This window comes from uncultured Parolsenella sp. (genome assembly GCF_958346945.1).
In the GTDB taxonomy this organism is placed as follows: domain Bacteria; phylum Actinomycetota; class Coriobacteriia; order Coriobacteriales; family Atopobiaceae; genus Parolsenella.
Window position 1 is genome coordinate 142,713 of the sequence record NZ_CATVTL010000004.1, and the last position, 12,805, is coordinate 155,517.

13 protein-coding genes are annotated in these 12,805 nt (G+C 59.5%); 11 read left to right on the plus strand and 2 right to left on the minus strand.

The features are described 5' to 3' along the window. Window positions 1–5: 5 nt before the first annotated feature. Window positions 6–746, minus strand: a complete 741-nt coding sequence (locus Q3866_RS04375; protein WP_301829895.1) for an SDR family oxidoreductase — start codon at window positions 744–746, stop codon at window positions 6–8. Window positions 747–767: 21 nt separating this feature from the next. Further along, window positions 768–1,655 (minus strand): MurR/RpiR family transcriptional regulator, encoded by an 888-nt coding sequence (locus Q3866_RS04380; protein WP_293673698.1) that lies wholly within the window; start codon window positions 1,653–1,655, stop codon window positions 768–770. Between the two features lie 306 nt (window positions 1,656–1,961). On the opposite strand from Q3866_RS04380, the gene Q3866_RS04385 reads away from it, so the two are divergent. The 11 genes from Q3866_RS04385 (at window position 1,962) to Q3866_RS04435 (ending at window position 12,579) form a co-directional block, all read left to right on the plus strand. Then, the gene (locus tag Q3866_RS04385; RefSeq protein ID WP_293673697.1) at window positions 1,962–2,858 is read left to right on the plus strand and encodes a class II fructose-bisphosphate aldolase; all 897 of its coding nucleotides are present in this window, start codon (window positions 1,962–1,964) and stop codon (window positions 2,856–2,858) included. 9 nt (window positions 2,859–2,867) lie between these two features. Beyond that, the gene (locus tag Q3866_RS04390; protein WP_301829897.1) at window positions 2,868–3,305 is read left to right on the plus strand and encodes a PTS sugar transporter subunit IIA; all 438 of its coding nucleotides are present in this window, start codon (window positions 2,868–2,870) and stop codon (window positions 3,303–3,305) included. Window positions 3,306–3,363: 58 nt separating this feature from the next. Beyond that, window positions 3,364–3,861, plus strand: a complete 498-nt coding sequence (locus Q3866_RS04395) for a PTS sugar transporter subunit IIB (protein ID WP_301829898.1) — start codon at window positions 3,364–3,366, stop codon at window positions 3,859–3,861. Window positions 3,862–3,872: 11 nt separating this feature from the next. Next, window positions 3,873–4,691 (plus strand): PTS sugar transporter subunit IIC, encoded by an 819-nt coding sequence (locus tag Q3866_RS04400; RefSeq protein WP_301829899.1) that lies wholly within the window; start codon window positions 3,873–3,875, stop codon window positions 4,689–4,691. Window positions 4,692–4,815: 124 nt separating this feature from the next. Continuing rightward, a complete protein-coding gene (locus Q3866_RS04405) occupies window positions 4,816–5,565 on the plus strand; it encodes a PTS system mannose/fructose/sorbose family transporter subunit IID (RefSeq protein ID WP_301829911.1) in 750 nt (249 codons plus the stop codon). 608 nt (window positions 5,566–6,173) lie between these two features. Next, complete coding sequence (locus Q3866_RS04410) at window positions 6,174–6,410, plus strand: DUF6110 family protein (protein WP_301829901.1); 237 nt, start codon at window positions 6,174–6,176, stop codon at window positions 6,408–6,410. A gap of 8 nt (window positions 6,411–6,418) precedes the next feature. Next, window positions 6,419–8,503, plus strand: a complete 2,085-nt coding sequence (locus tag Q3866_RS04415) for a heavy metal translocating P-type ATPase (protein WP_301829904.1) — start codon at window positions 6,419–6,421, stop codon at window positions 8,501–8,503. A 293-nt stretch (window positions 8,504–8,796) separates the two neighbouring features. Continuing rightward, entirely contained in the window at window positions 8,797–9,693 is an 897-nt protein-coding gene (locus Q3866_RS04420) for an SIS domain-containing protein (protein ID WP_301829905.1), read from the plus strand. Between the two features lie 233 nt (window positions 9,694–9,926). Further along, complete coding sequence (locus Q3866_RS04425) at window positions 9,927–11,651, plus strand: phospho-sugar mutase (RefSeq protein WP_301829906.1); 1,725 nt, start codon at window positions 9,927–9,929, stop codon at window positions 11,649–11,651. Window positions 11,652–11,855: 204 nt separating this feature from the next. Beyond that, window positions 11,856–12,071 (plus strand): hypothetical protein, encoded by a 216-nt coding sequence (locus Q3866_RS04430; RefSeq protein WP_301829908.1) that lies wholly within the window; start codon window positions 11,856–11,858, stop codon window positions 12,069–12,071. Beyond that, window positions 12,043–12,579 (plus strand): DUF4143 domain-containing protein, encoded by a 537-nt coding sequence (locus Q3866_RS04435; protein ID WP_301829909.1) that lies wholly within the window; start codon window positions 12,043–12,045, stop codon window positions 12,577–12,579. Before Q3866_RS04430 ends, Q3866_RS04435 begins: the two co-directional genes overlap by 29 nt. Window positions 12,580–12,805 lie beyond the last annotated feature (226 nt).

Consider the following 12,805-nt stretch of genomic DNA (forward strand, 5'->3'; position numbering starts at 1 on the left):
CCCTCCTAGTATGGTGCCTTTGTCACGCGGTGCAGGCGGATCTCGTCGCAGACGGCGTCCGTGCGGTGTGTGAGCAGGTACTCGAGGGCGTCGGCCATGTCGTCAGGCACGATCATGGGCGTGCCAGTGAGGTCCGGACGGGCAATGGCCACCATGTCGGTGAGCACGCCGCCGGGCGAGATGACGTGCACGCGAATGCCCTCGTCAAAAACCTCGCGGGCAAACGACTTCGACATGCCGTAGAGCGCATGCTTGCTCGCAACGTAGGCGCTCTGGTTGGGATAGGCGTCGTGCGCAACGACCGAGCAGACGTTCACGACCTCTGCTGCCTTTGAGGCGCGTAGCAGCGGCAGCGTCTCGCGCAGGAGGATGAACGGCGCACGGACGTTGGTTGCCATGACGGCATCGAACTGATCGGTGGGAATGTCCTCGAGCGGCCCCGCCTGGACGATGCCCGCGTTGTTCACCAGGATGTCGAGGCCGCCGCTTTCCCTGATGCTGCAAACAAGATCAAGGATGGCCTGCTCGCTCGTGAGGTCGCACGCGTGGGTGTGCGAGCGCTCCTCGTATCCCGCCTGCTCGGATGCCTCGTCGCAGAGACGGGAGGTCTCGTCGAGCGATGCCTGCGTGCGGCCCACGAGCGTAACCTCGCAGCCAAGGCTTGCCAGCCTCACCGCGAGCGTCCGGCCGATTCCTTTGCCAGCTCCCGTGACCAGCGCCTTCTCGTGAGCAATGCTCGTCTTCATGATGCTCTCCTCCTGTCTTGATTATTTAGATGCTCCGTTGCCTTCTCGGTCGATGACTTTGTCATAGACCATGTTCTCGTCAAAGATTTTTGCAAGCTCTACCGCATCGGTTGACCCGTGGAAGAGCAGGACGGTGATCAGCTCAATGACAAAATTGATGGGGTTTTGAGAAAAGCGCAGATTGCGTGTCAGCAGACGATCGTGAGTAGCAGTCTTGACCACGATGTCTGCCAGTCTTCCTAGTTCCGAATCCTCTCTATCCGTAATCACGATAACGGGCGTCTTTGATTTCTTGGCGTTCTCTATGACGGCGAGAAGGCGCTTAGATAGGCCGGTCGTGGAGATAACAACAAGCGCGTCCTTCTCGGTAAGAGCAAGGGCGATAAGTGAGCTGCCGTCTGAAGTGGAGGGGGCTACGGCTCTATGTCCAGTTTGGGTTAGCTTGAATGCTGCGTTTTGTGCGAGGGAAATGGTGTTTCCCACACCTGCGAAAACGGTTAGGTCAGCGCTGCCGATTATATTGATCGCCTGGGCGAGGCCGCTCTCCTTCAAGTTTCTCGCCGTTGCGGTGAGTTCCTCTATTTTGACGGATAGAGCGTAGTTGATGGCTTCGTCCAGATTGTCGAGAGTGAAGGCGGGGCTTGCCGCTTCTGTTTGAATTGCGGAATCCTCCCTAGGAAGGCTCAGGCTAAGTTCTGCAAAGCTAGAGAAACCCAGGCTCTTCACAAAGCGAGACATCGATGCGGCAGAGCTGCCGGCCGATTGAGCAATCTGCTTTGCGCTCATAGAGGCCGCGGCATTGGGGTGCGCGAGAATATAGTCGGCAATTCGTCGTTCCGAGTTCGGCAAATCGTCGTAGACGGCAAGGACCTTTTCGATAACGCTTGCCTCTCCCAGCTCGTCAACCAATATATCCTCCAATCATCAAATTGCATTTCAAGATTAATTTCTTGAGTGGGGCTCAAGTTTCAGTATGCCCTGTTGATTCTGTTTTTGATGATACGTCTCGGCCTCCATAAGCGGTGTGTCTACCTGTAAGTATTGCGTTCGGGTTCAAAAAACAACCGTTTACGGAAGCAATTTCATTAATGGAACAAAATCCGTAATTCAAAACTATTATGGAAGCTGTTCCAAAACTAGTTTCAAATTGGAACGCATTTCATTATCTGTTGTCAGTACTCGAGAAGTAGATCGGTGTCTAAGGAAGGACGAAAGATGCTCATTACTCTGCGAGATGTCTGTTCTATAGCCGAGCAAAACAACATGGCGGTTGCCGCCGTGAATTCGGCGAGCCTCGAGGCCATTCGAGCCGCAATCGAGGTGGCTGAGGAGACCGGTTACCCGATTATCATCCAGCATGCTGAAGGGCATGAGGACCTTATTCCTCTCAAGTATGTTGCTCCTATTGTTACCTCGCTTGCGGAGAGGTCTAGTGCGCAGATCTGCTTCAACCTCGATCACTGCGAACACGTTGCCTACGCGCACCGCGCCCTCGACGAGGGCTTTACGGGTGTCATGTTCGATGGGTCGTATCTTCCGTACGAGCAGAACGTAGAGTATTCGCAGAGCGTTTCTCAGATGTGCCACGAATACGGTGCGGGCTTGGAGTGCGAACTCGGGTCAATGGGGAGTCGAGAGGGGGGCGAGTCCGACGAGGGCGGAACGGCGGATGAGGCTGGGGCAATTTACACCGACCCCGATCAGGCCGCCGAGTTCCTTAAGGCTACGGGTGCCGATATCCTGGCTTGCTCATTCGGCACCGTTCATGGCCTTTACAAGGGAGAGCCTCATCTGAACTTTGACATCCTTACCGAGATTCGCAAGCGGGTCAAGAACGTTCCTCTTGTCATGCACGGAGGCTCTGGTGTCTCTGACGACGATTACCGTAAGGCGATTAACGCTGGGATTAGGAAGGTCAATTACTACACCTATGGTGTGAAGTACGCCGGAGAGGCGGCGTGCAAGATGGTTGACGAGAAGCGCGCTGCAAAGGCTGATTCCGTCATTTATTGGCACGATTTTACCCCGGTGGCATATAAGTCGTTCCGCGAGACATTCGAGCATATCGTTAGGGTGTTCGCGAATGGTTCTGATCCTCTTCACGTCAACTAGGCGGACGAGATGAAGAAGATACTCATCGCCTCGCACGGCCATCTTGCGAGTGGAATCCAGAGCTCGATTGGGATTCTGACGGGAAACAAGGATGCCGTTCAGGCTATTGATGCCTACGTTGATGATTCGGACTACACCCAGGCAATTCAAGCGTTTCTTGACTCCGTTGGGCCCAACGACGAAGCAGTTATTTTTACGGATATCTATGGGGGTTCCGTTTTTCAAAAGGTGTCGCTGCTCCATCCGGAGCGCTACGGAGTCGTTCACGTGACGGGGGTTAACCTGCCGGCCGTTATCCAGGTATTGCTGACCTCTGAGCCTCTAACTCCCGAGGTAATTGACGCCCAATTGAGCGAGGCGAAGGAATACCTCATGCGTGTTGGCCCCGTCCCGGAGACAGGCGAAACCTTCGACGCTGATGACGCTGATGACGACTTCTTTGGCTGAGATGGTACTTACGGCTTAGCAAAGACTGCGGGCGATGCTCGCTTATGAAAGGAGAGACATGGTCATACAAATTAGGATTGACGATCGTCTTATCCATGGCCAGGTGGCTCTTTTGTGGACAAAGGAGCTGAACACCAAGGGCGTTATCGTGGCAAACGATAACGCCGCTTCGAATGAGGCGGTTAAGGCAACGCTCAAGATGGCGTGCCCCAAAACTCAGAAGCTCCTTGTTAAGACGGTTGAAGACGCTGCACGAATCATCAATGATCCCCGCGGAAAGGAAATGCGCATCTTTGTGCTTACAAACTGCGTTGCAGACGCGCTCTCTCTGGTGAGGAACTGCCCCGGTGAGATTGAAGGCGTCAATTTTGCCAACGTGGGTCGTTTTGATGGGTCTGATAACAACACGAAGACCAATGTTGTTACGTCCGTTGCACTCAATCCGTCTGAGCTGCAGGCGGCACGCGAGCTTGTCGCAGAGGGCGTTCCAGCATTTCATCAGATTGCACCGGAAGACCCTCGCGTATCAATTCCTGACGCACTCGCGAAGCTCTAAGGAGGAACTATATGATCGTTCCTGCACTCCAAGCCTTTCTCGCAACCTTTTTGGCGCTTGGAATTAACTGGTATGTTGGCCAATGCATGAGTGAGAGGCCTATCGTTGCTGGTCTCATTGCCGGTATTATTTTTGGCGATATTCCAACGGGCGTAATGATTGGCTGTGCCCTCGAAGCTATCTTCATGGGTGCCGTCAATGTTGGTGGAGCCGTGTCTGCTGAGCCGGTTACGGCGACCGTTGTCACGGTTGCGTTCGTTGTAACCACTGGGATGAACCAGGGTGTTGCCATTACCGCTGTTGGCACTCCCCTCGGTCTTGTCGCAGGCATCCTTTACCTGATGCTGTTCAACGTGTTTATGAGTCTGTTTGCCCCTGCCGTCGACTGGGCGGCCCAGACGGGCGGCGGCTCCGAGAAGAAGCTCTTGCTCGTCCGTTGGGTTGGCTGGTTCGTGAAGTACTTCCTGTTGGCCATCCCGTCCTTCCTTGCCGTCTATATCGGTGCCGAGCCTGTTGCGGCGCTTGCGAGCACCATTCCTGACAACGTAATCGCCGGTTTCACTACGTGCGGAAATCTGCTCCCTGCAGTTGGTATGGCTCTGCTGCTCAAGATGCTTTGGGATAAGAAGCTTGCCGTTTACTATCTGCTCGGTTTTGTCCTTGTGATCTACCTTGGTCTTCCCATGGTCGCCGTTGCTGCGATTGGCGCCGTGATCGTTGTCATTACCGCGCTTCGAGACAAGGAAATTCTCGATCTCAAGAAGCGTGGTATAGCCGCTGCTGCTTCCGATGCTACTGCAGATGCTGATGAGGAGGATTTCTTCGCATGAGTGATAACAACACGCAGGTAGTTCCTGCCGACGATGAGGTCAAGGTTAATCTCTCGACGAAGGATTTGTCCGAGGAAGATCGCAAGATGCTTGCAAGTATCTTCCGCCGCTCCTCTCGGTGTTCATGATGTATGCAGGTGCCGCGCGTGCTGGTGCCGATGGCTTTATCCACGCGCTCATGCCGGCAATCAATAGATTTTACGACACTCCGGAGAAGAGACAGGAAGCAATGGTGCGCCACTCTTCCTGGTACAACATCACTCAGAATGTCGGAACGCTCTGCATGGGCCTCGTTGCATCGATGGAGCGAGAGAACGCCGAGCACCCCGATGACTTTGATACCGAGTCAATCAATGCCATCAAGGCATCGTTGATGGGACCCATGTCTGGTATTGGCGATGCCATCTTCTGGGGCGTGCTTCGCGTGATCGCGGCTGCAGTTGGTATTGCGGTGGGCTCGACGGGTTCGATTCTCGGCCCCATTCTATTCCTGCTCATTTATAACGTGCCGTCGATTCTTTGCCGCTGGTGGATGACGGTGCTCGGTTATAAGCTCGGTACTTCTTTTATTACCAAGATGTACTCCAGCGGAATTATGGATCTCGTTACGAAGTGTGCTTCGATTCTCGGTCTCTTGATGATCGGGGCAATGACGGCATCCTTCGTTCAGTTCCAGACTATTCTCGCCGTGCCGGTCCAGGGTTCTGACCCGATTGCCATCCAGACGTATCTTGACGCAATCTTTAAGGGCATCGTCCCGCTTGGTCTTACTATGGGCTGCCTGGGCCTCATGAAGAAGAACGTAAATGTGGTCTGGATTATCATTGGCCTCATGGTCCTCGGCATGTGCCTTGGTATCTTTGGCATTTGCTAACAGACAGTCATATACGGAGTTGGATGGGGCTGGTCTAATGACCGGCCCCATTTCTGTTATGAGCAAGTTCTGCTGCGATAAGGCTTCTCGGGCCATCCGCTAATAAAAACTTCGCCAATTGTGTAGCCAAAACCCGATGGGACGAGTAGACGCTCCTTTTGCAAGGCGCTTACCTCGAATTTTGCTGCCGGAGAGGTGCTGCTACTCGCCAGCTCGGGAACAGGCTACACACTTGGCGCAGTTTTCGGCCGCTTGTTCTTGCCACGTGACTGCTGTGCATCCAATTCGTATTTCTCGTCGTGTGACCAGCCTCTCAGAGGCGTTCCGTACCCCCCGTTCCAGTTGAGTTAACGAAGGCGCACTTTCTGCGTGCCGCTCCTGTGTGACTTCGCTAACTTCTACCAAGTAGCTGGGGCATTCACAAGGAGCCCAAATTACCCCTCTTTAACAGTTGAGAGTTAGCCGTGTCAACGCGTAGCTTCATGGAGGAAGCGCATCGATGTAAGAGGCGCTAAACTCTTAAGGTGGGGAGTGAGCCTAGGCAAACTTCCGCATCGTCCTGCTGGGGGTGCGCACGGGTGCGTACCTATATGAGAGAGGATCAAACCATGAAGAAGTCCACCCAGAACGGTCTGCTCGTCGCCGGCGGTTTCCTGCTTGGAACCGTGGGCGTCAAGGCCCTGGCCTCCGACACCGCCAAGAAGGGCTACGTCCAGGCCGTCGCCTGTGGCATGCGCGCCAAGAACTCCTACGACGCCATCGTCGAGCAGGCAAAGGCCCAGGTAGACGACATCGTCTCCGAGGCCAGCTACCTCACCGCCAACAAGGACGAGAAGGCCGAGTAACCTCGCGCATGCAGTACACAATCGTTAGCGAAATACCGGGCCGCATCCGCGTGAACCTTGCGGGCATCGTGCCCGACGCAGACGCCGAGCCCCTGCGCGTGGCGCTCGAGAAGGCGCCTACCATCGAGTCTGCCCGCGTCTACGCGCGCATCGGCTCGGTCGCGCTCACCTACAACGCCGCCGACCCCGCCGCCCGCGACGCAGCGCTCAACTGGCTAGGGCTCGTCGACGCCGCGGCCGTCGATGCCGCGCGTGCGGACTGCGCTGGCATGGTTGCACCCAGCACGGACGCCCTGCTGCTCAACATCGCCGAGCTCGTAGGCTTTCACTACGCCCGCCGCTGGTTCCTGCCCGCGCCCATCCGCGCGGCCTGGACGGTCTGGTCGTATCGGAAGTTCCTCGCCGCCGGCCTGCGCTCGCTCGTGAACGGCCGCCTCGACGTGCCGGTGCTCGACGCCGCCGCGGTGGGCATCTCGTTTGCCAAGGGAGACTTCCTCACCGCCGGCAGCACCATGTTCCTGCTGAACATTGGCGAGGCGCTCGAGGACTACACCAAGGCCCGCTCTCAGCACGAGCTCATATACTCGCTGCTCGCGATGCCCGAGACCGCCCGCCGCATCGAGGCGGGGGAGGAGGTCGGCGTCCCCGCCTCAGACCTTGCCGAGGGCGACCTCATCGTCGTGCGCACCGGCATGCCGGTCTGCGTCGACGGCACGGTCGAGCGCGGCCGCGCCATGGTCAACCAGGCGGCGCTCACCGGCGAGCCCCTGGCCGTCGAGCGCGTCGAGGGCGACTCGGTCTTTGCCGGCACCGCCTGCGAGGACGGCGAGATCTTCGTGCGTGTCACGAGCGGCGCGGGCAACACCAAGCTGCGCTCGATCGTCTCGATGGTCGAGCAGTCCGAGGGCCTCAAGAGCAGCGTCCAGGGGCGCCGCGAGCGCCTCGCCGACGCCATCGTCCCATGGAACTTCCTGCTGGCGGGCGCCGTCGCGCTCACCACGCGCAGCCTCGTCAAGACTAGCGCCGCCCTCATGGTCGACTACTCGTGCGCCCTCAAGCTCACGAGCTCCATCTCGGTGCTCGCCGCGATGAGCCAGAGCGCCCGCGCCGGCTTCACGGTCAAGGGCTCGCGCCACTTCGAGCAGCTCGCCGCCGCAGACACGATCGTCTTCGACAAGACCGGCACGCTTACGGCCGCAACGCCGCAGCTCGCGGACGTGCTGGCCTTTGCCGGCTGGACCCAGGAGGAGGTGCTGCGCTTCTCGGCCTGCCTCGAGGAGCACTTTCCCCATCCGGTGGCCCGCGCCGTCGTGCACGCCGCCGAGGCGCGCGGCCTCGAGCACCGCGAGCGCCACGCCGAGGTCGAGTACGTCGTGGCCCATGGCATCGCAAGCTCGCTCGACGGAAAGCGCGTGGTCATTGGCTCCAAGCACTTCGTGATGGAGGACGAACACGTCGACGTCCCGGCTAGCGTTGCCGAGAAGATCGACGAGTCAGCCCGTGGCCTCTCCACGCTCTACCTCGCCGTAAATGGCGAGCTCGTGGGTGCGCTGCTTATCTCCGACCCCATCAAGCCGGGCGTGGCCGAGGCCATCGGCACCCTGCGCAAGCTGGGCTTTGAGCATATCGTGATGCTCACGGGAGACAACGAGGCCGCCGCGGCCCGCATCGCGGCAGACGCCGGCATCACCGAGTTCGCCGCGAACCTGCTGCCCGAGGACAAGCACAACTACGTGGCGCACCTGCGCGAGCAGGGCCGGCGCGTCGTGATGGTTGGTGACGGCGTTAACGACTCACCGTCGCTGTCCGCCGCAGACGTGGGCGTGGCCATGGGCAACGGCACCGCGATCGCCCGCGAGGTGGCAGACGTCACGCTCAACCGCGGCGACCTGTGCTCGCTCGTGGCGCTGCGCCGCCTGTCGATGGAGCTCATGGAGCGTATGGACGTAACGTTTCGCGAGGTCATCGGGTTCAACTCCACGCTGCTGGCCCTGGGGATCGCGGGCGCCATCGCCCCGCAGACCTCGAGCCTGCTGCACAACACCAGCACGGTGTTCTTCTCGATGAGAGACTCGCGCGCCTACGCGATGTAGCGCGCCCCGCGAGCCTCGCGTCTCCCGTGCCGCGCCTCACCGCCCGCTCGAGTGCGCACAAGTAACCCACATTCTGGCCCGCGAGCGCACCCGCCCGCGGGCCAGAATCGTCTGGCGCCCCAACATGCCCTGCAATCCGTGGTCAAGTGCCCCACGCTGCCGCTATTCCTCTTACAAATCCTGCGAAATGTTTCAACTTCTCATGCGTGCGGCGCTCGTTTTGAGTAATATACAGGCGTAGGTTAGTTACGTTCGTAACCAAGCGAGAAACCAAAGCGAGAAAGGTGCACAACATGGTCAACGCCCTGGTTGTCTGCCGTGCCGGTGTCGGCTCGAGCATACTGCTCCAGACCAAGATCGAGCAGATCTGCGCCAAGCGCGGCTACCGCATCGACGTCACGCACGGCAAGCTCGATGACCTCGTGGACTTTGGCGGCGACGTCATCGTCACCATGAGCGACTTCGCCCCCGAGATCGAGGGCAAGTTCCCCAACGTCATCAGCATCTTCGACATCACCAACGACGATGAGATTGCCTCCAAGCTCGACGAGTTCGTCTCCGCCAACAGCCACGGTGCCTCCGCCGCCGATGACAAGAAGGCCGTCGACGTCTTCCTCGGCATCATGAAGGAGCAGGTCAACGCCTTCATCGACGGCATCGACTACGACTCCATCACCGCCGCCAAGCGCCTGATCCAGGAGTCCGAGGCCAACGGTGGCCGTCTGCACGTCACGGGCATCGGCAAGCCGGGCCACGTCTCGGGCTACGCCGCGTCGCTGTTCTCCTCGACCGGCACCCCCACCTACGAGCTCCATGGCACCGAGTGCGTCCACGGCTCCGCCGGCCAGGTCAAGCCCGGCGACGTCGTGATTGCTATCTCCAACTCGGGCAACACCTCCGAGCTCAAGGCCACCGTCTCCTGCCTCAAGGGCAACGGCGTCAAGATCATCTCCCTCACGGGCAACCCCGACAGCTGGCTGGCCGAGCAGGGCGACGTCGCCCTCATCGCCGGCGTCAAGGAGGAGGGTGACCCCATGAACAAGCCGCCCCGTGCCTCCATCATCGTCGAGATTCTCATGCTCCAGAGCCTCTCGATCCTGCTGCAGGAGGACTTTGGCCTGAACCCGCAGCAGTACGTCAAGTGGCACCCGGGCGGATCTCTGGGCGCCTCCATCCGCGAGGGCAAGTAGCCTCGCAAGCTGCACCTATGTGCACGCACGAGCGGCTCGCAGCCACGCTGCGGGCCGCTTTTTTCTCCTCGCATTGGGACAATACCCGCCTGAGCAACTGTCCCACCTGGCGCCGCATCGTCCGTCCGCCGAAGGCTCTCCCCATGCCGGGGCCCCGCCGCGCGCGCACGGGTAGACTTGAGGAGATTGGAGCGCCGGCACCCGCGGGCGCGCAAGGGAAGGGGCACATCTCCATGGACGATAAAATTCTCGCCGCAGCCCAGCTGTGGAAGGACAACCTCACCGAGGCCGATTTGGCCGCCGAGCTCGACGAGCTCATGGCCGCAGAAGACCCCGAGAAGCTCTCGGACGCCTTCTATCGCAGCCTCTCGTTTGGCACGGCGGGCCTGCGCGGCACGCTGGGCGTGGGTACCAACCGCATGAACATCTACACGGTCTCGCAGGCCACGCAGGGCCTCGCCACCTACCTCAACGCCCACTACGAGCACCCCACGGTGGCCATTGCCCGCGACTCGCGCAACAAGGGCGAGGACTTCGTCAAGGCCGCGGCCGGCGTGCTTGCCGCCAACGGCATCAAGTCCTACGTCTACCCGCGCATCGAGCCGGTTCCCACGCTGTCGTTTGCCACGCGCTACCTCAAGTGCTCGGCCGGCATCGCTGTGACGGCCAGCCACAACCCGGCGCCCTACAACGGCTACAAGGTCTATGGCGACGACGGCTGCCAGATCGCCAACGAGGCCGCGGACGAGATCCAGAACACCATCAACGAGACGGACATCTTCACGGGCGTCAAGCACATGGACTTTGACGAGGCACTCGAGAAGGGCCTCGTGGAGTGGACGAGCGACGAGGTACTCGACCGCTTCATCGACGCCGTGGCCTCGCAGTCCATCGGTGCCAAGCCCAACCCCGACTTCTCGGTGGTCTACACGCCGCTTAACGGCACGGGCATCGAGTGCATGAACAAGATTCTGGCCCGTGTGGGCATCACCAACGTCACGGTCGTGCCCGAGCAGGCCGAGCCCGACGGCAACTTTCCCACGTGCCCCTATCCCAACCCCGAGTTCCGCGAGGCGCTCGAGAAGGGTCTGGAGCTGTGCGACAAGGTCCACCCCGACCTCATGCTCGCGACCGACCCCGACGCTGACCGCATGGGCGTGGCCGTGCCGCACGACGGCGACTACAAGCTGCTCACGGGCAACGAGATGGGCATCCTGCTCATCGACTGGCTGGCCCGCATGAAGGCCGAGGCCGGCGAGGACGTTTCGCGCAAGGTCGTCGTGACCACCATCGTGTCGAGTGCCATGCCCGACGCCCTGGCCAACCACTACGGCTTCGAGACCCGCCGCGTGCTCACGGGCTTCAAGAACATTGGCGGCCAGATGGACCAGCTCGTCGAGGCAGGCGAGGGCGACCGCTTCCTGCTGGGCTTCGAGGAGAGCTACGGCTACCTCGTGGGCCTGCACGCGCGCGACAAGGACGCCATCGTGGCGAGCATGCTCACCTGCGAGATGGCCGCCTGGTACGCCGAGCGCGGCATGGACCTGTACGAGGCCATGGAGGCCCTGTACCAGCAGTACGGCTACTACCTCAACGGCGTCGTCAACGTGAGCTTCCCGGGCGCGGCCGGCGCCGACAAGATGGACGGCATCATGAGTGGCCTGCGCGAGAACCCGCCCGCGCAGATCGCCGGCATGCCGGTGCAGGGCTTCGTCGACTACAAGGCAGACGTCACCATGACGGTTGCCGGTGGCGATGGCTCGTGCCCCGAGCAGCTGCTGCCCAAGAGCAACGTTCTCGAGTTCCAGCTGGGAGAGGGCGTCAAGGTCATCGTGCGCCCGTCTGGCACCGAGCCCAAGATCAAGGCCTATCTGTTCAGCAAGGGCGCCACGCGCGAGGAGTCCCAGGCGCTCAACGACAAGCTCGCCGAGGCTGCCAAGACCAGCCTGCTGGCGTAAGCTGCAGACGTCGTCGCTGGGCAAACGGTCTATCTGGCCACAGTCTAGGCACGTTATAGCGATGCCCGAGGGGCCGCCGCGCGCGGCCCCTCTTTTTGCGAGAGACAATCTTACCTATACGTATGATTATGTCGAGAAGAGCCTAAATCTTCCCCAGAGGGAAGACTTCGAGTGCGAGTTCGATTTCCAAGCGGAGAAGACCGGATGCCAGAAACAAGCGAGTCCAAGCCAGTTTTCGACCACATCCTCCTTGCCTGCTGCATCCTGTTTCTTGCGGTAACGAGCATGGCAACGCTGCTCGTTACCTGCGCCATGCCGGGCTACAACGAGGCCATGTACGTGAGCTACGCCCAGGCGCCGCTGGCAATCGTGGGCGTCGTCGCTATGTTCTATGGCATCGCAGCTTGGTGTTTCTTCTAACACGGTTCGCTCGTGGCTTTCCATCCTTGAGCAGTCCTACGTTGTATGTCTGCTGCAGCCTTACTATTCGAATGTAAAAAAGAGATTGATCAAGACCCCTAAGGTCTACTTCTACGATACGGGATTGCTCTGCAGCATTTTGCCTTTTGAGAGCGTCGCCGAACTAACCCAGGACCAGTACCTGGGCCCCGTCTTTGAGAATGCGGTCATTTCTGAACAACTGAAAGCTCACGTCAATAATGGGAGGAAGCCAGAGCTCTACTTCTATCGAGACTCTAACGGGGTCGAAGTTGACCTTGTTGAAGCAACGGATAGACGAAACGTCGAGCTTGTAGAAATAAAGACTTCCATGGCATATCGGAGCTCGTTCCTTCGTCATCTCAACTCTGTTGGAGAAAAACTCGGCATCGACTGCGACCATCGATTTGTGGTCATGAGGTCAGAGTCGGCTACGAGCGTGGCGGGGGCGTCGGTTCTCCCGGTTAGCGAGTGGGTGCTTTCGGAGTGAAGCTGAGCACTGCAGCAGGTGATGTAGCTGACGAATGCTTGTGATGCGAGTGGGGCGTGTGCTCCCGCCGCGGATAAGCAGGGCCTATGCCGGGTGCATTAGGAGCCCTGCGCCGTAGAGCGCGGTCAAGAAGAGACTCCGCAAGCAGTGCGAAATGAGGTGGCGCCTGAGCCTCCCGCCCAATTGTGTAGGAACCGTGGACGCCTTGCCACGCCCCCGCATGCGG